The following is a 20510-nucleotide window of genomic DNA, read 5'->3' as shown; positions in this document are numbered from 1 at the left end:
AAATGGGCGGCTAGATGATCTTTTTACCTGACATGGCCTGCTTGATGCTGATTTGCATCACGCGCTCGGCGAAGGGGCGCGTCAGCTCCTCCAGGTCATCGACGGCGCGGTAGATGGTGTCCTTGTCGCCCGAGCCGAGCGTCTGGCGCAGTACCTCGGCTTTCTGGCGCGTCTGGGTGATTTCCTCTTCGGTGAGGTGCTGGCCGTTGTTCTGCACGAAGCGGTCCACCTGGTAAAGCATCTGCTCGGCGGCGGTGCGGGCTTCGATAACCATGCGAGCGGCCACGTCGTCCTTGGCGTGGGTGAGCGAGTCCATCAGCATCTGCTCCACCTGGTCGTCGGTGAGGCCGTACTGAGGCTTGATTTCCACGCTTTGCTGGGTGCCAGAGCGCAGCTCAATGGCCTCGACTTTCAGGATGCCGTCGGCGTTGAGGATGAAGTTGACGTCGATTTTGGGCAGGCCGGCGGGCATGGCCGGAATGCCGCGCAGGTCGAACTCGGCCAGCTTGCGGTTTTCCTTCACCAAATCCCGCTCGCCCTGAAACACCGAAATCTTCATGTTCACCTGCCCATCTACGGAGGTGGTGTACTGCCGGCCCGCTTTGGTCGGAATCTTGGAGTTGCGCGGAATAATGGGGTCCATCAGTCCGCCCATGGTTTCGATGCCCAGCGTGAGCGGCGTCACATCGAGCAGCAGGATGTCGCGGCGGTTGCCGGCCAGGATGTCGGCCTGAATGGCAGCACCCAGGGCTACGACCTCATCGGGGTTGAGCGAGGCGTTGGCCGGCTGCCCGAAAAATGCCGACACGGAATCATACACCAGCGGCACACGCGTGGAGCCGCCCACCAGCAGCACCGCATCGAGTTTATCGGCCGTGAGTTTGGCATCGGCCAGCGCCTGGCGGCAGCTCTCGATGGTGCGGGCTACCAGCGGGCGAATCAGCTCATCGAATTCCGCGCGGGTCAGCGTCAGGTTGGTTTCGGCGTTGAGGGCCGCGCCGAACTGCTCGTTTTGGCTGAGGTGGCGCTTGGCCTGCTCGGCCAGCAGGCGCAGGCGCTGCTTGAGCTGGGCATCGTTGGCCACGAGGTGTTGCAGCTCGTGGCGGTGCACCCAGTGGTTCACCACCACGCGGTCGAAGTCGTCACCGCCGAGGTAGGTGTCGCCGTTGGTGCTCAGCACTTCAAAAATGCCCTGGTGCAGGCTCAGAATGCTGATATCGAAGGTGCCGCCACCGAGGTCGTACACGGCCACCGTCTTCTCTTCCTCAGGATTGAGGCCGATGCCGTAGGCAAGTGCGGCAGCCGTAGGCTCGTTGACGATGCGCAGCACTTCCAGCCCGGCCAGGCGGCCAGCGTCACGGGTAGCCTGGCGCTGCGAGTCGTTGAAATAAGCCGGCACGGTGATAACGGCTTTGTTGACGGGCGTCTTCAGGGCGTGCTCGGCGCGGGCGCGCAGCTCCTTCAGGATTTCGCTCGACAGCTCGATGGGGGAGTAGAAGCGGTCGGCTACCCGAATTTTTACCAGGCCTTCCGAGTCGTCGTCGATAACCTTGTAGCCCAGCTCGCCGGCGTGGGTGCCCAGGTCGCGGTAGCTCTTGCCGAGCAGACGCTTCACCGAGTAGATGGTGCGCTCCGGGGAGGTTTCGAGGTAGCCCTTGGCCTCGTTGCCCACGAGCGGGGCCGAGTCGTCGGTGGGGAAGTACACCACCGAGGGCACGATGGTACCGCGGCCCTGGTCGTTGATGGCAATGGGCTGCCGCGACTCGGGGTGGATGTAGGCGACGAGGCTATTGGTGGTACCCAGGTCGATGCCGACGATGATTTCCTCCTGCTGGAGGGCGCCGGTTGACAGGTTGATCGAAACTTTGGCCATATTAAATGCTCAGAACGGCGTCCGCCGAGTGGCGGACGGCTGCGCCGGGGGCGCAAAAGTACAACGGAAACCGCCGCCCGGTCGGCGGCTGTATCTTTGCCGTGTATGCGCAGCACAACAGCAACACTAGGGCTCGGGTTATGCGGACTGCTGATCGGCGTGCTGCCGGGCTGCCAGCCGCCGGCTACATCGGAAGTGAGCCGCAGCGGTCCGGCCCCTGCGCAGGCCACCGCGGCCCCAGTAGCTAGTACGCAGCCGGTCCCGCCGAAGCTATTGCCGGGCTTGCCCGATTCGTTGCAGCCGCAGCCGCTGACGCCGCTAGCGGGCGTACCGGACTCGCTGCGGCGCGAGGTGCAGCGCCTGCACGCTGCGCTGGGCACCGAGGCCGCTACCCTGCGTCCGGCGGTGCTAGAGCGGGCTTACGTGGGCTTTCAGCGCCTGCGCCGGCTGCGGCGGCTCAGCGGCCCGCCGGTGCTGGCCGTGGCCGATATGGAGTTGCCGTCGTCGGAGCCGCGGCTGTGGGTTATCGACGTCAAGCAAGGCCGCCTGCTGCAGCACAGCCACGTCACGCACGGGCGCGGCTCGGGTGCACTGCGCGCCCGGCGCTTCTCCAACCGGCTGAAATCGGCCTGCACGGCGCTGGGCTTCTACCGCACCGGCGACACGTATCAGGGGAAGCACGGCCTGTCGCGGCGGCTGCACGGGCTGGACAAGGGCCAGAACAGCAACGCCCTGGACCGCTACGTGGTGCTGCACGCGGCAGACTACGCCAGCGCAGCGTATTTGCAGCAGCACGGCGAGCTGGGCAACAGCCGCGGCTGCCCGGCGCTGCCGCCTACGCAGTACCGCGCCATCATCGGCAGCCTGAAAGCCGGGAGCTGCCTGTTCATCTACGGCCCCGATCCGGCTTATCAGTCGGCCTACCTGACTCCCTGAGCCACTTCATTATTAAAAAAGCCGCTTCCGATACTCGGAAGCGGCTTTTTTGATTGTGCGGGGCCTTGCGTTATTTCACCACCAGCTTGCGCGTGAGGTGCAGCTCAGGCACGCTGACCGTGTACACGCCGGCCGGCAGCTGCTGGGCCGGTTGCAGGCGCGTGGTCGTTGAGCCGGGGTAGAGCTTCAGGGCCTGCTGGTGCACGAGGCGGCCGGTGAGGTCGTGCAGGCGCACGGTCACGGGCTGCTCCTGCGGCGAGACCAAGGTCATTTCGATGCGGTCGGCGCTAACCGGGTTCGGGTAGATCTGCAGATCGGCATCGAGAGCCAGCTTGGCCTCGGTGCCTGCCGTAACAGTGGCGCTGCGGCCGGCGGTGGCGGTGTTGATAGTGGCCGGCGCGGTATATGTAGCCTTCACGAAAGCCTTCTGCGCGGGGTTGGCCGTGCTGTTCTGGCGGGCTTTCAGCGTAATCCAGCCATCGGCCGTGGGCGTGTACGAGCCCGTGAGCGTGCCGGTGCCCGAAGCGCTGCTAACCTGCGTACCGGCCGCGTTGAACAGGGCCACCACCAACGAGCGGGTGCCATCGGACGGGAACAGATTATAGCTTACTGTCTTGCCAGCGCCCACATAAATGCGGCCCGCCGTGCGCCAAGCCGTGGAAGCAGCCGGCAGCTGTCCGCCTTGGCCCAGGGAGCGGCTGTCCCGGTCGCCGAGGTCGTCGGCCAGCTCCCACTCCTGCGTGGTGCTCATGGCGGCGCGCACGTAGTTCGTGCCGATGTTCACCGGGGCCCACACCGAGTAGCCGCGGCGTCCGCCCGAAGCGGTGCCGTTGCAGGGCGGGGTGTTGATGGCCACCGTCTGCGCGCTGCTCACCGTCACGGTAGTCGTGCCATTGGCGCCGGAGTAGTCCTTCAGCACGGTGCCCGGGGCGAAGTCGCAGGAGACGATATTGTTCTGCCAGCTGGAGTAGTTGTCGTTGATACCGATAAGGGCTTTGGAGCTGCGTTCGATGACGAGGTGGTCGGCGGCCTGGTAGCGCACCTTGTACGCGCCGTCCTTGAAGCGCAGGTTCTGGTGGCACCAGATCAGGTTTTCCAGGTCCGAGCGCGTGGGCAGGTCGGCGGTGCTGGTGGGCCGGTGCGAGAAGCGCTTCCCGGTGTTGCCCACGTTGAACAGGTCTTCGAAGAAGATTTGCGGCGAACCGTCGAGGGCCAGCGCCGCGGCGTAGGCGGCCGAGAGGCGCGGGTCGAACGGGTCGATGTGCGGGGCCAGCTCCGAGCCGGTGTTCCAGCCGGTGTAGTTGCCGGTGCTGCTTGTCTGCGGGCGGAAGGTGTCGTGGTTGTTCACGAAGGGCACCGTGCGGTGCACGTACGCGCCGTTGATGTTGACCACCCGCGTGCCCTGCTGGTAACCGGGCAGGGTGCCGATATCGAAGTTGCCGCCGCCGCTGATGATGTTGTACAGCCCGTTGCGCAGGCCGAAATCGAACGTGCCGGCGCGGTTCTGCACATTGGTGCACCACTGGTCGAGCTGGCTGCCGCCGCCTACCCATTCGCCCACGGCAAACATGCCGGCACCACCCGAAGCCCAGCCGGCGTTGCTCTGCAGGTTATAGAGGAAGTCCTCGGTGGCGAAGTCCGGGAAGTGCTTCACCGCGTCGAGGCGCACGCCATCGAAACCCACCTGCTTCTTGTACCAGATCAGCCAGTTGCGGGCCTGGGCGCGCATGTAGTCCGAGGTCTGAGCGGGGTTGTACGTGGCGTTGGAGGAGGTGCCGTAGGAGCCGGAATAGTAGCTCACATCGGGCCCGAAATACACCGCGTTCCAGTCACCGGAAGTTGAATTATTTCCGGGGTTGGGGTTAAAGTTCTGCCAGTTCTTGGGCCAGCGCCCCGAGCGGGAGAGGTAGTTTGTGGCATCCTCCGCCGACGCTGGAGTGTTATAGGATACGTATCGGAAGTTTTTGTACTTGCTCGTGCTGTAGTCCTCCCAGGCGGCGGGGTCCTGGCCGCCTGCGCCGGATGCCGAGCCGGCGCCATCAACGTGGTTGAGTACCACGTCCTGCACCACTTCGATGCCGTTGGCGTGCAGCACCGCTACCATGCGCAACAGCTCGTCTTTGGTGCCGAGGCGCGTGCCCACGAAGCCCTTCTGGTATTTGTCGCCGAGGTCGTACTGGTCAAACGGGGAGTAGCCGTTGCCCTGATTGCCGTTTTTGATGCTCGGCGGAATCCAGACGGCATCCACGCCCATGGCTTTCAGGCGCGGGGCCAGCTCGGCCAGGTAGTTAGCCCAGCCGTTGGGGTAGTTGGAGTTCCAGTAGTCCCACCAGAAGCCCTGGAGGACGACTTTGGATTGTGCCTGGGCGGCCGGGCCCAGCAGCAGGGCCAAGCCGACTGCGGCCAGCGCCCCCAGACGGGACGCGGTACGCCAGATTTTTAGCATGAGTAGAGTTGTGGGAATGGGTAAGGGAAAAAGGACGAAACCGGGGCGGCATACGCCGGGCCGGGTAAGTAAGTTGTGGAATTTATTTAGCTACGTCAATTGTCGGCGCGGTTTTAATTTCCGGAGGGAATCATCCGGCGCCCGCGCCTGTTGAATATCTGTCGTAGCCTATATGGGATGCGCCTCGTATACAGGTAATACAAGGCCTCAAGCCTTTAGCTGCCGAAACGAACTTGCAATGGAAAAGCACAATAACGTCGTCCGCCGCCTTCGCCTGAAAGCCCACGCCCGCCGCATTGCCCGCCGGACGCTGCCCTTCGTTGCGTCGCTGTTCCTGGCGACGCCGCTGGCCGGTCCCGTGCGCTCATCCCAGGCGCACGGCCACCAGACGGTTCAGAAGCTCCCGACCTCGCAGGCCGTGCAGGCTGCGCTGTTTGCCCAAAGCACGCGCCGCCTCTACGACGACCTGGGGCTGGAGCAGCAGGGCCTGGATTTAGCCGTGTTCGAGAAAGCCTACACCGGTTACCTGAACATGCGTGCGGAAGGCAAGCTTGACCCTGCGCGCCAGCTGCTGACCGTAGCTGACTTCACCCTGCCTTCGACCGAAAAGCGCCTGTGGGTGCTGGATCTGGCTTCGAAGCAGGTGCTGTTTCACACCCTGGTGGCCCACGGGCACAACTCGGGCGAGAACGTAGCCACCACCTTCTCCAACCAGAACGAGTCCAACATGAGCAGCCTTGGCTTCTACGTCACCGACGCGGAGTATACCGGCAAGCACGGCCGTTCGCTTAAGCTGGATGGCGTGGACCTGGGCTTCAACGACAACGCCCGCGAGCGGGCCGTGGTAATGCACGGCGCCGACTACGTAAGCGAAGACTTCATCAAGCAGTTTGGCCGTCTGGGCCGCAGCCTCGGCTGCCCGGCCCTGCCCATGGACCAATACGCCCAAATCATCGACACGCTGGGCAAAGGCAGCTGCCTGTTCCTGAATGGCAACGACCCGAGCTACCAGTCGCACTACTTGGACGCTAACATGGCCATGCAGGAGTTTTTGGCCGACCCGACCGTGCAACAGGTCTGATTTCGCCTAATCGGATGTTTACGCGTTGATAAATGTGAAAAGAGGGAAAAGCCCTGCCGACGCAGTCGGCAGGGCTTTTTGCATCTGGCTGAACGATGAGTAGCGGCTACAGCGTCACGCCGAATTTCTCGCCCACAGTCTGCAAGTCGTCCACCACTTTCTGCAGCAGCGGAATGCCATTGAGCAGCCGCTCCTCCGTCATGCGGCGCTCCGGGTCGCCGGGGATGAGCACCTGCTGGCCGGGTACGCTACGGGCCTGGCGGAACGTTTCGATCCACTTATCCATGTGGGCCTTGAACTCGGCGGCGGGGCGGAAAGCATCCACGCGCATGACGCCGAAAAAGTGGCCGATGCCCTGACCCACTGGGTCGGAGGGCGGTTGCAGAAAGGCCACGAAGGGCGGTACCCACGGCCCGTAGTTGGCACCCGACAGCACAGCCGACAGAATGTCGACGGTAGCACCGAGGCCGTAGCCCTTGTGCGAGCCGGTTTCGCCACCCAGCGGCACCAGTGCACCGCCGTTGCGCGTCTCGGTAGGGTTACTGCTGGGGTTGCCGTCCTTATCCTGAATCCAGCCGGCGGGCGCGGGTAGGCCCTTGCGTTCCAGGATTTCCATCTTGCCCTGCGCGGCCGTGGTGGTGGCCATGTCCAGCACGAAAGGCGGCTGCTCGCCGGCCGGAATGGCCACGGAAATCGGGTTGGTGCCCAGCAGCCGTTCCAGCGAATAAGTAGGCGCTACCAACGGCGAGGCGTTGGTGAGGGCAATGCCAATCATGTCGTGGGGCAGGGCCAGCATGGCGTGGTAGCCAGCAATACCGAAGTGGTTGGAGTTGCGCACGGCTATCCAACCCGTACCCGCTACCCGCGCCTTCTCGATGGCCAGGCGCATGGCATGCGGGGCCACCACCAGCCCAAGGCCCGCGTCGCCGTCGATGACGGCGGTGCTGGGCGTCTCGTGCACCACCCCGATGCGCGCCGCCGCATTGATGCGCTGGGCTTCCCACAGGCGCACGTAGCCGCTCAGGCGGGCTACGCCGTGCGAATCGACGCCGCGCAAATCGGCGGACAGCAGGGTTTCAGTGGCTTGGCGGGCGTCTTCTTCGGGGCAGCCCATGGCCCGAAATACACCTTCGGCAAAAGCAAACAGGCGGTGGTAGGCGAAAGTCAAAACGACGTGCGGCTAAGTGCGCGGAGGCTGTGGCAACGGCTGCCGCAGCGGAACCCGCGGGGTAAGAATGGAAAGCGAAAGAGCGGCAGCAGGAGGGAGGTGCCGGGTTACTGAGCGAGCATTTCGGCCAGCAGCCCTTCCTTCAGAGCGTAGGCCGAGGAGGTGATGTGCGTCAGCCGACAGGCCTTCAGCACGAAATCAATGAGCACGCAGGCCACCACAATCATGTCGGCGCGCATGGGCGTCATGCCCGGCATTGCCACGCGTTCGGCGTGGGTGGTGGAGAGCAGCTGGTCGTAGCTGTGGTAGAAGCTGTCGAGGGAAATGTCGCGGGCAGGTGGTTGTTGCGTCAGCGGCTCGCCTTGGCGCGCGGCCTGCAAATCCCCGAGCGTATCGAACGAGCCCGAGGCACCCACAAGGCTGATGGGGCGGAAATGCTCGGCGGCGCTTAGCATCGGAACCAGCACTGAGCGCAGGTATTCCTGCTCAGCGCGCACGTCGTCGGCGTGCATGGGGTCGTGGCGGAAAAACTGGTCCAGCAACCGCTGCGCCCCGATTTCGAAGCTCTGCTTCCAGAAGATGGTGTCGGCGTTGGCAATAATAAACTCCACCGAGCCGCCGCCGATATCCATCAGTAGGTGCGGCTCCTGCCCGAGACGCACGGCTTGGCGGATGCCCAGGCAAATCAGCTCGGCCTCGCGGGCGCCGGCAATGACTTCCACTTGAATGCCCGTCTGCTCGAAGATGGCCTTGACCAGCTCCGGACCGTTGCGGGCCACGCGCATGGCGCTGGTGGCCGTGGCGCGCACCTGCGTCACCTGGTGCAGCTCAATTTCCTCCTGAAACGCCTGTAGCGTGTGCAGGGCGCGGTCGAAAGCCGCCGGCACAATTTCGCCTTGGCTGATGCCGCCTTCGCCCAGCTTCACGCCCACCTTGGTGCGCAGCAGCACGCGCGGCTCGTCGCCGCGCCGCTCGGGCAGCTCCACGATCAGCAGGTGAAAGGTGTTGGTGCCCATGTCGATGAGGGCGAGGCGCTGGTGGTGAGGATGGTGAAGCGACACGTGACGGATTACAAGTGGCAGGTGAGCAGAAAGCAGGCGGCGGGCCGCCCGACGAGGGGCAAGATAAGATGCCGGAGCGTCGAGGCGGAATTACGCCCTACGTGGCAAACCGGCAGAATGTGCCGAGCGGCAGCTTGCGCTGGCCCTTGTCGTGCAGGTAGATTTCCCCGATTTCGCGCTGCCGGCCGTAGGGCGCGTAAATCGTGTCGATCAGGTTATCCAGAATCAGCGCCGAGTAGCCGATGGAGTACAGGTTGATGACGTAGAAGTGGTCCTGCGGATCGAGCAGCTCGCGGCACAGCTTGAGCATCTCGTTGAGCTGGTCTTCCAGCTGCCACTTCTCGCCGGTGGGGCCGCGGCCGTAAGCGGGCGGGTCGAGGATAAGGCCCTGGTATTTGTTGCCGCGCTTTACTTCGCGCTGCACGTACTTGAAGGCGTCTTCCACCAGCCAGCGTACCCCGTCGAGGCCGGAGGCTTCCATGTTGTCGCGGGCCCAGAAGTTCACCTGCTTCACCGAGTCAAGGTGGGTGACGTCGGCGCCGGCAGCGCGGGCAGCCAGCGTGGCCGCGCCGGTGTAGGCAAACAGGTTCAGCACCCGCGGCTTTTCGGCGCGGCGCTTTTGCGTCTGCTCGTAGATGAATTGCCAGTTCGGGTCCTGCTCCGGAAACAGGCCCACGTGCTTAAACGACGACAAACCAAGGCGGAAGCGCAGCTTCAGCCCGTCGGGCCGCTCGTAGCTGATAACCCACTGCTCGGCCATGCCCGGCTTGAGGCGCCACTGGCCCTTTTCGGTGGCGGCGTTGGCGCCCTTTTCGCGGGTAAACGTGGCGTGCGCCCGGTCCCACTCGCTCTTGGGCAGGTGCGGGTCCCACACGGCCTGCGGCTCGGGGCGGCTGAGCACGTAGCGGCCGAAGCGCTCCAGCTTTTGGAAGTTGCCGCTGTCAAGCAGCTCGTAGTCGGGCCAGGGACTGGTGGTCAGGAAAGAGTACATGCGCTACCTTTGGTGTACCCGCCGAGCGGGCCGGCAAAGGTACGCTTCAAGTCAGGAAGCGTCATCGAGGAAGATGCGCACTCCTTTGGTCTGGCTGAACGCCATTATTTACTGTTTTATGGAGCGGTGGTGGGTAGATGCTTCTAAAGACAAGCACAACACCTTTATGGCGGCCACGTGCCTGCTTACGCTTCATGCCATGGCTCCCTTGCTACTGCGCCACTGCTACACGAGCCGCAACGCAGGAGGCTTGGGCGAGGAGGAAGTATTGGCCGGCATCGGGGTGCTGGGCCTGCTGCTGAATTATCTGCTGGTGTATTGGCGCCGCGACGCAGTAGGGGAGTTCTATGAATTGTATCGGCGGCCGCGCATGGCCGCCCTGATGCCTTGGGCCTCGGCTTATGTCTTGCTGGCTTTCGTTGGCCTGTTGGGGCTGCTTTTTTTCCAGTGAGTGGTTTTACAATGACAAACCGTTATGGCTGAACTACCCCGCATCCTCGATCAACTCGAACGCGCCTTCGACGGCGACGCTTGGTCGGGTCCGTCGTTGCTGGCTACGCTGATTGGTCTTTCCGCCGCGCAGGCAGCTGCCCGGCCCATCCCGCCGGCGCACAGTATCTGGGAAATCGTGCTGCACCTGCGTACTTGGGTAGACACCGGGCGCGTGCGGCTGGAGCAGCGCTACCACGTGCCCATCGAGGGCGAAGACTGGCCCGCCGTGCCGCTGCTGGCCGACGAAGCCGTCTGGCAACAAACTCAGACTGACCTCGCCAAAGCGCACGAACGGCTGCTGACGGCCGTGCAGGCCCTGCACGAAAAAGACCTCGACGAAGTTCTCGGCGCGGAGCGCAACCGCGCCGATGGAACGGGTGTTTCGATTTATGTATTGTTGCACGGCCTCGCGCAGCACTATCTCTACCACGCCGGGCAAGTGGCGCTGCTGCGCAAACTAGTCTGACAGCTTTTTCCTCGCTTAGTCATGCGTTTCTACAAATACCAGGGCACCGGCAACGACTTCGTCATGATTGACGACCGCAGCCGCACCTTTCCTGCCGACGATTACGCCCTCGTGCGTCGCCTCTGCGACCGGCGCCGCGGCATCGGGGCCGACGGCCTTATCCTACTGCGTACCCTACCCGATTTCGACTTCGAAATGGTGTACTACAACGCCGACGGCTACGTGGGCTCGATGTGCGGGAACGGCGGCCGTTGCACGGTGGCTTTTGCCAAGCAGCTCGGCGTGATTCAGAACCAAGCCCGCTTCCTCGCTGCCGACGGCCCCCACGAAGCCAGCGTGGATGCCGACGGACTGGTGCGCCTGCGCATGATTGACGTGGCCGGCCAGCAGGAAATGCCCGATGGCATATTTCTTAATACCGGCTCCCCACACATCGTCCGCTTTTTGCCTGCTAGCACTTTGGCTGAGCACAACGTGTACGCCGAAGGCCGGGCCGTGCGCTTCGGCGAGCATTTCCGCGAGCGGGGCGGCACCAACGTCAACTTCGTGGAGGAGCCGCAGCAGACCGGCCAGCCTTGGCAGGTGCGCACCTACGAGCGTGGCGTGGAGGACGAAACTTTCTCCTGCGGCACCGGCGTGACGGCCGTAGCGCTGGCTGCCGCACGCCGCGGTGCTGTGAGCCCCGTGCCGCTGCGCACCATCGGCGGCGACTTGTCCGTTTCGTTTGCCCTGCAGGCCGATGGCTCGTTCGTCGACGTGTACCTGAATGGTCCGGCGGAGTTCGTATTCGAGGGCAACATTGCGCTGTAAGCTATGCTGCGCGGCGACACGATTTACCTGCGCGCCCTCGAAGTCGAGGACCTGAAATTCCTCTACCAGATCGAAAACGACGCGAGCGTATGGGGCCTGGCCAGCGACACGCTCACGCCGATTTCGCTGTTTTCGCTGCAGCGCTACCTGGAGCACGCCGCCGCCGATTTTTACGAAGTGCGGCAGTTGCGCTTGGTCATCTGCCGGCAGAGCGACAACGCGGCCGTGGGCACCGTAGACTTGTTCAACTTCGAGCCGCACCACCGTCGCGCGGCCGTGGGCATTATGGTGCTGCGCGGGGAGCGGCGCCAGGGTTACGCCGACGAAGCCCTGCACCTGACGTTGAATTATGCGCGACGTACGTTGCATTTACATCAGATCTATTGCACCGTGGCCGCCAGTAATCGGGCTAGTTTGCAGCTCTTTCGGAAGGTCGGTTTTCGTCGCGTAGGGCTTCGCCATCAGTGGCTTAGTACGGATGTGGGCTGGGAAGATGCCGTGGAAATGCAGTGCGTGTTAGCGGGCCGATAGGCCCGCTTTTTTATGCCGTTCGCGCCTCCGGCGCTGAGAACATTCGACGGGTAGTATCCTTTTTGGAAGCAGCTGCGTATGCCTATATGCCGCGCTTGGTTGAGAAGGGCCGTGTAACCGAGCCGACCAACATTTTTAGACCGCACCTATCGCCAAAACTTTTGACGCCTGATTCGCATGTCCCTACTCGATGCCCCGACTTATCCGTCGGCGACACCCAACACCTCGCCTGAGTCCTCAGCGGTTGCCGATTCTACCACCAACGACAATGCCGCCACGAACGGTCAGCTGCCCGACCTGGTGTGTTTCGCGCACTTGCATTGGGACTTTGTGTGGCAGCGCCCGCAGCACTTGCTCTCGCGTTTTGCCAAGCACACGCGGGTGTTTTATGTAGAGGAACCGTGCACGCACTGGGGCGACAAAAGCATGCAGCCCTGGCTCGAAATCAAGGACCGCGAGGAAGGCCGCTTGAAAATCGTGGTGGTACACCTGCCCGAAGGCCTGGCCGAAGAAGCCGCCGACCAAACGCAGGCTGACATCCTGAACGAATACTTCGAGAAGGAAAACATCAAAGATTTCATTGCCTGGTACTACTCGCCCATGTTCCTGGCCAAGTCGCGGCAGTTTAAGCCCGCGCTGACCATCTACGACTGCATGGACGAGCTGGCCAGCTTCAAGGGCGCCCACCCGGAATTGCGCAGCCGCGAGCAGGAATTGTTCAAAAAAGCGCAGCTGGTTTTCACCGGCGGCCAAAGCTTGTACGAAGCCAAGACCAAGCAGCACCACAGTGCACATGCCTTCCCGAGCAGCATCGACAAAGCCCACTTCGGGCAGGCCCGCGACCCGCAGATGAAGGACCCCGCAGACCAGGCTTCGATTCCGCACCCACGCGTTGGCTTCTTCGGCGTGGTGGATGAGCGCCTCGATATCGAGCTGGTGCGCCAGCTGGCCACTGCTCGCCCCGATTGGCAGTTCGTCATCATCGGCCCGGTTGTGAAAATCGACCCGGCCACGCTGCCGCAGGGTGCCAACATCCACTACCTCGGTGGCAAAGACTACAAGGAGCTGCCTTCTTATCTCAAAGGCTGGGATGTGGCCACGCTGCTCTTCGCCGACAACGAAAGCACCAAGTTCATCTCACCGACCAAGACGCCCGAGTACCTGGCTGCCGGCCGCCCCGTGGTGAGCACGCCCATCCGCGATGTGGTGCGCCCCTACGGTGAACTGGGCCTCGTGCACATCGCCGCCGATGCCCAATCATTCGAACAAGGCATCGAAAAAGCCCTGCAGGACGAAGCCGACCCCAACTGGCTGCCCGGCGTGGACGAATACCTGAGCACCATTTCCTGGGACCAAACCTGGCAGAACATGGTCGACCTGATGCAAGCTGAGCTTAAAAAGGCCAAGGCCTAACCCAAACTTTCCGCGCGCTGCTACCGCCGCCGCCAAGACTTCACACATCCAAATCACCACCTTCCCCCGGAGCTATGTTTGACTATCTGATCGTCGGGGCCGGCTTTGCCGGCAGCGTACTAGCCGAGCGGTTGGCCACGCGTTCGAACAAAAAAGTGCTGATCATCGACAAGCGCAACCACATGGCTGGCAACGCTTTCGACCACTACAACGAGGAAGGCATCCTCGTGCACAAGTACGGACCGCACATCTTCCACACGAACTCCAAAGAGGTATTCGAATACCTCTCCAACTTCACCGATTGGCGCCCCTACGAGCACTGGGTACTGGCCTCGGTGGATGGACAGCACGTGCCGATTCCGATCAACCTGGACACCATCAACAAGCTGTACGGCACCAACATGACCTCCTTCGAGGTCGATGCCTTCTTCGAGTCGCAAGCCGAGGAAGTGCCGGTCATCAAGACGTCGGAAGACGTGGTGGTGAGCAAAGTGGGCCGCGAGCTGTACGAGAAGTTCTTCCGCAACTACACCCGCAAGCAGTGGGGCCTCGACCCTTCGGAGCTGGATAAGTCGGTGACCTCGCGCGTGCCTACCCGCACCAACCGCGACCGGCGCTACTTCACCGACACCTACCAGGCCATGCCCCTGCACGGCTACACCAAGATGTTCGAGAAGATGCTCGACCACCCGAACATCAAGGTGATGCTCAACACGGATTACCACGAAATCGTGAATGTCATTCCGTTCAAGGAAATGATCTTCACCGGTCCCGTGGATGAGTACTTCGACTACAAGTTCGGCAAGCTGCCTTACCGCTCACTGGAGTTCAAGCACGAGACCTTGAACAAGGAGCAGCATCTGGAAGCCCCGGTGGTAAACTACCCCAACGAGCACCTGTACACCCGCATCACGGAGTTCAAGGCGCTGACGGGGCAGCAGCACCCCAAGACCAGCCTCGTGTATGAGTTTCCGAAGGCCGAGGGCGACCCGTACTACCCGATTCCGAAGCCGGAAAACGCCGAACTGTACAACAAGTACAAGAAGCTGGCTGACGAAACGCCCAACGTGCACTTCGTAGGCCGCTTGGCCACCTACAAGTACTACAACATGGACCAGGTAGTGGCCCAGGCGCTGACGCTGTACAAGAAGCTTACGGAGAAATCCGAAGAGGCTCAGCAACCCAAAAAACCGACTATTACCGGCTCGGCCAGCTTGATGGAAAAGCTGCTCCCCCGCGACCCGGACAAGAAGAAAGCTTAATTTCACTTAACCCGCGGGGTGTAGCAGTTTGCCGTGCTTGCTACACCCCGCGGCTTTTTATTGCGCATGGCAAAACTGGAAATGTGGGGCGGCGTCGAGTGCAGCATTCGACGCGTGCAAGATGATTTTTCCGACCAGACCCGCCTAAGCGGGCACCGCACGCGCCTGTCGGACTTAGACGAAATTGCCGAGCTCGGGGTGCGTAAGCTGCGCTACCCCGTGCTTTGGGAAAACGTCGCGCCCGAAACCCTGGACAACCCAGACTGGTCGTGGACCGATGAGCGGATGCACCGCCTACGTGAGTTGGGCATCGACCCCATCGTAGGGCTGGTGCACCACGGCAGCGGACCGCGCTACACGGCCATGGACCAACCCAGCTTCGTGACGGGATTGGCCCGCTTCGCGCGGATGGTGGCCGAGCGTTACCCTTGGGTGACGCACTACACGCCCGTAAACGAACCGCTGACCACGGCCCGCTTCAGCGGCCTGTACGGCCTGTGGTATCCGCACAGCCACGGTGATAACGCCTTTGTGCGCATGTTATTGCATCAGGTTCAGGCCACTAAGGAAGCCATGCTGGCCATTCGGGAAGTGAATCCAGAGGCCAGGCTGGTGCAGACCGAGGACCTGGGCAAGATTTACAGCACGCCGCAGCTGGTGTACCAAGCCGACTTCGAAAACCAGCGGCGCTGGCTCAGCTACGATTTGCTCTGCGGCCGCGTAACGCCCAAGCATATGCTGTATAGCTACCTCATGGAGCACGGGGCTACCGCAGAAGAGCTGAGCGCATTGGTGCAGGTACCGTTGCCGCCCGACATTCTGGGCATCAACTACTACGTGACCAGCGAGCGGTTTCTTGACGAACGAGTAGAGCAATACCCCTCGCACAGCATAGGCAGCAATGAGGTCGACCGTTATGCCGACGTGGAGGCCGTACGGGTGGAGCCGCTGGAGCTGGCCGGCCTGCGCACGCTGCTGCTGGAAGCCTGGCAACGCTACCAAATCCCGCTGGCCATTACGGAAGTACAGCTGGCCTGCACCCGCGAGGAACAAATGCGCTGGCTGCAGCAGGCCTGGGATGCCGCCAACGCCGTGCAGGAAACAGGTGCCGATATGCGCGCCGTAACTGTGTGGGCTTTGTTCGGCGCCTTCAACTGGGATACCCTGCTCACCCGCGACGGTACCTACGAAACGGGCGTCTTCGACGTGCGCAGCGGGCAGCCCCGCCGCACGGCCTTGTTCAAAATGGTGCAGCACCTGGCCAATAACCTTCCTTACCATCACCCCGTCCTGGAAGGCGCTGGTTGGTGGCAACGGCCCAACCGCTTTGCCTACCGCCACTTCCAATCCGCCTAACCCACCTAGCTATGAATGCCATTCAGTCAACCGCGACTGGGCCGCAGCCGCTGCTGATTACCGGCGCCCACGGTACCCTGGGCCGGGCGTTTCAGCGCGTCTGCGAGGTCCGCAACCTCCACACCGTTTGCCTCAACCGAGAGGAGCTTGACATTGCCGATCCGGTGGCCGTAGAGCTGGCTCTGCAGCGCTACAACCCCTGGGCCATCGTCAACGCGGCCGGCTACGTGCGCGTGGACGAGGCTGAAAACGATGCGGCCGTATGCTACCGCGTGAATACCACCGGCCCGAAGGTGCTGGCCGAAGCCTGCGCCCACCGCGACATCCAGCTGCTGACTTTCTCTTCGGACCTAGTGTTCGATGGGCAGCAGTCGGTGCCTTACACCGAGGACGACGCCAAACGGCCACTCAACGTGTATGGCCGCAGCAAGAGCCTCGCCGAGCGCGACGTGCTGACGACGCTGCCGCAAGCCCTGGTAGTGCGTACCAGCGCCTTTTTCGGTCCCTGGGACGAATACAACTTCGTGCACTATGCCCTGCAGGCCATGCGCGGCGGCCGCGTATTCGAAGCCGCTGCCGACCTGCAGATTTCCCCGACCTACGTGCCCGATTTGGTGAACACCGCGCTGGATTTGCTCATCGACGAGGAATGCGGCATCTGGCACATTGCCAACCGCGGCACCTGCACCTGGGCCCAACTCGCCCAAATGGCCTCCGAAGCCGCCGGCCTCAATACGGCGCTGGTGCGTCCGCGCCCGGCGGCCGAGTTTCGCTGGCCGGCACCGCGCCCGGCCTTCAGCGCCCTGAGCAGCGGCCGCGGCATCGTGTTGCCCACCGTGGAGGACGGCTTAGGCCGCTACCTGCACGATATCGGCGCCGAGGAATGCTCGCTCAGGGGCGAAGCGCTACGCGAAGCTTCGTAGACAGGCGGCTCCGGCAACTTTGGCACCTGAGCCGGGCCGAACTGCCTGCAACTCTGCCAATACTTCTTTCCCGACCAACCCCGCACTCTTTTTGAGGGAGCGGGGTTTGTCTTTTCTGGGACATCTTGGAACGCGTCTGGGGCATTTGGCCTAAACCACGTATTTTTGAGGTGCGCCCCAGCGCATTCAGTACATTTTCCTACACAGCATGTTCGATTTTATCGGGAAGGCCGTCACGAAAGTCTTCGGCACCAAGTCGGAGCGGGACTTGAAAGGCATCATCCCCTACGTGGCGACCATCAACGCCGAATACGCCAAACTGGCAGGCATCTCCGATGACGAGTTGCGCGGCCAGTCCAACGAGCTGCGCGCCATCATCGATGAGCGCCTGCAAGCCGTAGACGCCCAGATCGGCGGCCTGCACCAGCGTATCAACGACCAGCCCAACCTCGACATTCAGGAAAAGGAGCAGATCTTCGACCAGATCGACGCGCTGGAAAAGCAGCGTAACGTGCAGCTGGAAGAGGTTCTGATGGAAATCATGCCGCGGGCCTTCGCCATTGTGAAGGAGACGGCGCGCCGCTACAAGGAAAACAGCCAGCTGGTGGTAACCGCCACCGAGCACGACCGCAGCTTGTCGCGCATCCGCCCGCACATTCGCTTCGAAGGCGACAAGGCCATCTGGCCGAATAAGTGGGTCGCTGGGGGCTCCGAACTCACCTGGGAGATGGTGCACTACGACGTGCAGCTCATCGGCGGCATCGTGCTGCACCAGGGCAAAATCGCCGAAATGGCCACGGGTGAAGGCAAGACGCTGGTGGCCACGCTGCCCGCGTTCCTGAACGCACTGGCCCGTCGGGGCGTGCACGTGGTAACGGTAAACGACTACCTGGCCAAGCGTGACTCGGAGTGGATGGCTCCGCTGTTCGAGTTTCACAACATGCGTTGTGACTGCATTGACAAGCACCAGCCCAACACCGACGCCCGCCGGCAGGCCTACCTGGCCGACATCACCTACGGCACCAACAACGAATTTGGCTTCGACTATCTGCGCGACAACATGGCGCGCGACCCGGAAGAACTGGTGCAGCGCAAGCACCACTACGCCATGGTCGACGAAGTGGACTCGGTGCTCATCGACGACGCCCGTACCCCGCTCATCATTTCGGGCCCGGTGCCGCGCGGCGACGTGCACGAGTTCCTCGTGCTGAAGCCCCGCATCGAGCGCCTGGTGAACGAGCAGAAGCGGCTCATTCAGCAATACCTGCTCGACGCCAAGCGCCTGATCAAGGAAGGCAAGGACGGCGCCAAAGAAGGGGAGGGCGGCCTCGCGCTGTTCCGCGCGTTCCGCGGTCTGCCGAAGAGCAAGCCGCTGATCAAGTTCCTCTCGGAAACCGGCAACCGCGCTATCCTGCAGAAGACCGAAAACTTCTACCTGGCCGACAACTCGCGCCAGATGCCGCAGGCCGACGCGCCGCTGTTTTTCACCATCGATGAGAAGAACAACCAGATTGAGCTGACGGAAAAGGGCATCGACCTAATTACCGGCCAGGGCGAAGACCCGCACTTCTTCATCATGCCCGATATCGGCACCGACTTGGCCGTTATCGAAAACAACAAGGCCCTGACGGCCGAGGAGCGCCTCCATCAGAAGGAGCACCTGATGCAGGACTTTCAGGAGAAGTCAGAGCGCATCCATACCGTCAACCAGCTGCTGAAGGCCTACACCTTGTTCGAACTCAACGACCAGTACATCGTGAGCGAGGACAACAAGGTGAAGATTGTAGACGAGCAGACCGGCCGCGTGATGGAAGGTCGCCGCTACTCCGACGGCCTGCACCAAGCCATCGAGGCCAAGGAAAACGTGCGCATCGAAGACGCCACGCAGACCTACGCCACGGTGACGCTGCAGAACTACTTCCGCATGTACCACAAGCTGGCCGGCATGACCGGTACGGCCGAAACGGAAGCGGGCGAATTCTGGCAGATCTACAAGCTGGACGTGGTGGTTATCCCCACCAACCGCGGCATCGCCCGCAAAGACCAGCACGACAAAGTGTACAAAACCACGCGCGAGAAGTACAACGCCGTGGCCGAGGAAATCCAGGAGCTGGTGAAAGCCGGCCGCCCGGTACTGGTGGGTACTACCACCGTAGAAAACTCCGAAATCATCAGCCGCCTGCTGCAGCTGCGCAAGATTCCGCACCAGGTGCTGAACGCCAAGCAGAACCAGCGCGAAGCTGAAATTGTGGCCAACGCCGGTTACCCCGGCACCGTGACCATTGCCACCAACATGGCCGGCCGTGGTACCGACATCAAGCTGAAGGAGACGTCGAAGGAAGCGGGCGGTCTGGCCATCATCGGCACGGAGCGCCACGAATCCCGCCGCGTGGACCGGCAGCTGCGCGGCCGTGCCGGCCGCCAGGGCGACCCGGGCACCTCGCAGTTCTTCGTTTCGCTCGAAGACAACCTGATGCGCCTGTTCGGCTCCGACCGCATTGCCCGCCTCATGGACCGCATGGGCCTGGAGGAAGGCGAGGTGATTCAGCACTCGATGATTACGTCAAGCATCGAACGCGCTCAGAAGAAGGTGGAGGAAAACAACTTCGGCATGCGCAAGCGTCTGCTGGAGTACGACGACGTGATGAATGCCCAGCGCGAGGTGGTGTACCGTCGCCGCCGCAATGCCCTCTTCGGCGAGCGTCTGGAGCTGGACGTATGGAACATGATCTACGAAGTGTCGGAGGACATTGTGGCGGGTCACAAGATCAGCGGCAACTACGACGACTTCCAGCTGGCCATCATCCGCGTCTTTGGCTACGACACGCACATCACGGCAGGTGAGTTTGCCGCGCAGCAGGCGCCGCTACTGGTGCAGCGTCTGTACGACGAGGCCCTGGGCTACTACCACTCCAAGAACGAGGTCATCGGCGAGTCGGCCCTGCCGCTCGTGAACGACCTGATTTCGCAGAACGCGCCGTTCGAAAACATCGCGGTGCCCTTTAGCGACCAGCGCAAGCAGGTGACGGCCGTGGCCAACCTACGCCGCGCTCAGGCCTCGAACGGGCAGGAGCTGATCCGCGCCATGGAAAAAGTGGTGGTGCTGTCGCTCATCGACGAGGCCTGGACCCAGCACCTGCGCGGCATGGACGACCTGAAGCAGGTGGTGCAGAACGCCGTGTACGAGCAGAAGGACCCGCTGCTGGTGTACAAGTTTGAATCGTTCGAGCTGTTCAAGCGCATGATCAGCAAGGTGAACGAGGAGACGGTGACCTTCCTGTTCCACGCCGACATTCCGGCCACGGTGCAGGGCGCGGGCGAGGAGCCCGAAATTCACTTCGAGGAAGCTGCCGCGCTGCCGCGCGTGTCGCAGCCCCGCGTGCGGGCCGAGAAGGAGCAGGTGCACTCGCAGCTGGAGTCGGGCTTCGCTGCCGAGGACGACAACGCCGAAACCATCGCGGAGCGGCAGGAGCCGGTTCGCTCGCAGAAAATTGCCAACCGCAACGACAAGGTGAGCGTGCAGTACATGGACGGCCGCATCCTGCGCGACGTGAAGTTCAAGAGCGTGGAAGAAGACGTACTGAACAACCGCGCCGTCATCATCGACTAATCACGGATTTAGACGGATTTTTCGGATTCCACGGATTTTGTGGACGACGATTCAGGAGCCGAAGCTTTGCAGCTTCGGCTCCTTCGTTTAC

General features: G+C 62.4%; 16 protein-coding genes. 11 read left to right on the top strand and 5 right to left on the bottom strand.

Annotation, left to right across the window (positions count from 1 at the left end; genetic code table 11):
* Positions 1-10: 10 nt before the first annotated feature.
* Positions 11-1873 (bottom strand): Fe-S protein assembly chaperone HscA, encoded by a 1863-nt coding sequence (gene hscA / locus B0919_RS15355; protein WP_078013166.1) that lies wholly within the window; start codon positions 1871-1873, stop codon positions 11-13.
* Positions 1874-2155: 282 nt separating this feature from the next.
* Here hscA and B0919_RS15350 point away from each other — a divergent pair, with 282 nt between their 5' ends.
* Entirely contained in the window at positions 2156-2809 is a 654-nt protein-coding gene (locus B0919_RS15350; protein ID WP_176133067.1) for a murein L,D-transpeptidase catalytic domain family protein, read from the top strand.
* A 70-nt stretch (positions 2810-2879) separates the two neighbouring features.
* On the opposite strand, the gene B0919_RS15345 is transcribed toward B0919_RS15350, so the two are convergent.
* Positions 2880-5255, bottom strand: coding sequence for an alpha-amylase family glycosyl hydrolase (locus tag B0919_RS15345; RefSeq protein ID WP_078013164.1), 2376 nt, complete (start codon positions 5253-5255; stop codon positions 2880-2882).
* Positions 5256-5493: 238 nt separating this feature from the next.
* On the opposite strand from B0919_RS15345, the gene B0919_RS15340 reads away from it, so the two are divergent.
* A complete protein-coding gene (locus B0919_RS15340) occupies positions 5494-6336 on the top strand; it encodes a murein L,D-transpeptidase catalytic domain family protein (protein WP_078013163.1) in 843 nt (280 codons plus the stop codon).
* A 106-nt stretch (positions 6337-6442) separates the two neighbouring features.
* Here the strand turns inward: B0919_RS15340 and B0919_RS15335 are convergent, their stop codons facing one another.
* The 3 genes from B0919_RS15335 to B0919_RS15325 all read right to left on the bottom strand — a co-directional run bounded on the left by B0919_RS15335 (position 6443) and on the right by B0919_RS15325 (position 9556).
* The gene (locus B0919_RS15335) at positions 6443-7504 is read right to left on the bottom strand and encodes an Ldh family oxidoreductase (protein WP_078013162.1); all 1062 of its coding nucleotides are present in this window, start codon (positions 7502-7504) and stop codon (positions 6443-6445) included.
* A 107-nt stretch (positions 7505-7611) separates the two neighbouring features.
* Entirely contained in the window at positions 7612-8565 is a 954-nt protein-coding gene (locus B0919_RS15330) for a phosphatase (RefSeq protein WP_254846592.1), read from the bottom strand.
* 97 nt (positions 8566-8662) lie between these two features.
* A complete protein-coding gene (locus B0919_RS15325; RefSeq protein WP_078013161.1) occupies positions 8663-9556 on the bottom strand; it encodes a class I SAM-dependent methyltransferase in 894 nt (297 codons plus the stop codon).
* A gap of 199 nt (positions 9557-9755) precedes the next feature.
* Here B0919_RS15325 and B0919_RS15320 point away from each other — a divergent pair, with 199 nt between their 5' ends.
* The 9 genes from B0919_RS15320 to secA all read left to right on the top strand — a co-directional run bounded on the left by B0919_RS15320 (position 9756) and on the right by secA (position 20419).
* The gene (locus B0919_RS15320) at positions 9756-10007 is read left to right on the top strand and encodes a hypothetical protein (RefSeq protein WP_139362161.1); all 252 of its coding nucleotides are present in this window, start codon (positions 9756-9758) and stop codon (positions 10005-10007) included.
* A gap of 24 nt (positions 10008-10031) precedes the next feature.
* On the top strand, positions 10032-10514 hold the full coding sequence (locus tag B0919_RS15315) for a DinB family protein (protein WP_078013159.1): 483 nt from the start codon (positions 10032-10034) through the stop codon (positions 10512-10514).
* A gap of 21 nt (positions 10515-10535) precedes the next feature.
* Positions 10536-11324, top strand: a complete 789-nt coding sequence (dapF, locus tag B0919_RS15310) for a diaminopimelate epimerase (protein ID WP_078013158.1) — start codon at positions 10536-10538, stop codon at positions 11322-11324.
* A 3-nt stretch (positions 11325-11327) separates the two neighbouring features.
* On the top strand, positions 11328-11855 hold the full coding sequence (locus B0919_RS15305; protein WP_078013157.1) for a GNAT family N-acetyltransferase: 528 nt from the start codon (positions 11328-11330) through the stop codon (positions 11853-11855).
* Between the two features lie 177 nt (positions 11856-12032).
* Complete coding sequence (locus B0919_RS15300; protein WP_078013156.1) at positions 12033-13268, top strand: glycosyltransferase family 1 protein; 1236 nt, start codon at positions 12033-12035, stop codon at positions 13266-13268.
* Between the two features lie 74 nt (positions 13269-13342).
* Positions 13343-14530, top strand: coding sequence for a UDP-galactopyranose mutase (glf, locus tag B0919_RS15295; protein ID WP_078013155.1), 1188 nt, complete (start codon positions 13343-13345; stop codon positions 14528-14530).
* Between the two features lie 66 nt (positions 14531-14596).
* Positions 14597-15886, top strand: coding sequence for a family 1 glycosylhydrolase (locus tag B0919_RS25520; protein ID WP_217701036.1), 1290 nt, complete (start codon positions 14597-14599; stop codon positions 15884-15886).
* An 11-nt stretch (positions 15887-15897) separates the two neighbouring features.
* A complete protein-coding gene (rfbD, locus tag B0919_RS25515) occupies positions 15898-16809 on the top strand; it encodes a dTDP-4-dehydrorhamnose reductase (RefSeq protein WP_217701035.1) in 912 nt (303 codons plus the stop codon).
* Between the two features lie 208 nt (positions 16810-17017).
* Complete coding sequence (gene secA, locus B0919_RS15285) at positions 17018-20419, top strand: preprotein translocase subunit SecA (RefSeq protein WP_078013154.1); 3402 nt, start codon at positions 17018-17020, stop codon at positions 20417-20419.
* Positions 20420-20510: the final 91 nt, after the last annotated feature.

The organism is Hymenobacter sp. CRA2, from assembly GCF_002007105.1.
Taxonomy (GTDB): Bacteria; Bacteroidota; Bacteroidia; order Cytophagales; family Hymenobacteraceae; genus Solirubrum.
The sequence above is the reverse complement of the archived record's forward strand: the minus strand, read 5'-3'. Positions and strand labels throughout refer to the sequence as shown.

Bases quoted from the DNA above. Each gene is read 5' to 3' on its own strand.
- B0919_RS15325 (WP_078013161.1), bottom strand. From the start codon at position 9,556: ATGTACTCTTTCCTGACCACCAGTCCCTGGCCCGACTACGAGCTGCTT.
- B0919_RS15320 (WP_139362161.1), top strand. From the start codon at position 9,756: ATGGCTCCCTTGCTACTGCGCCACTGCTACACGAGCCGCAACGCAGGA.
- B0919_RS15315 (WP_078013159.1), top strand. From the start codon at position 10,032: ATGGCTGAACTACCCCGCATCCTCGATCAACTCGAACGCGCCTTCGAC.
- B0919_RS15305 (WP_078013157.1), top strand. From the start codon at position 11,328: ATGCTGCGCGGCGACACGATTTACCTGCGCGCCCTCGAAGTCGAGGAC.
- B0919_RS25520 (WP_217701036.1), top strand. From the start codon at position 14,597: ATGGCAAAACTGGAAATGTGGGGCGGCGTCGAGTGCAGCATTCGACGC.
- rfbD (WP_217701035.1), top strand. From the start codon at position 15,898: ATGAATGCCATTCAGTCAACCGCGACTGGGCCGCAGCCGCTGCTGATT.
- dapF (WP_078013158.1), top strand. From the start codon at position 10,536: ATGCGTTTCTACAAATACCAGGGCACCGGCAACGACTTCGTCATGATT.
- B0919_RS15300 (WP_078013156.1), top strand. From the start codon at position 12,033: ATGTCCCTACTCGATGCCCCGACTTATCCGTCGGCGACACCCAACACC.
- hscA (WP_078013166.1), bottom strand. From the start codon at position 1,873: ATGGCCAAAGTTTCGATCAACCTGTCAACCGGCGCCCTCCAGCAGGAG.
- glf (WP_078013155.1), top strand. From the start codon at position 13,343: ATGTTTGACTATCTGATCGTCGGGGCCGGCTTTGCCGGCAGCGTACTA.
- B0919_RS15345 (WP_078013164.1), bottom strand. From the start codon at position 5,255: ATGCTAAAAATCTGGCGTACCGCGTCCCGTCTGGGGGCGCTGGCCGCA.
- secA (WP_078013154.1), top strand. From the start codon at position 17,018: ATGTTCGATTTTATCGGGAAGGCCGTCACGAAAGTCTTCGGCACCAAG.
- B0919_RS15340 (WP_078013163.1), top strand. From the start codon at position 5,494: ATGGAAAAGCACAATAACGTCGTCCGCCGCCTTCGCCTGAAAGCCCAC.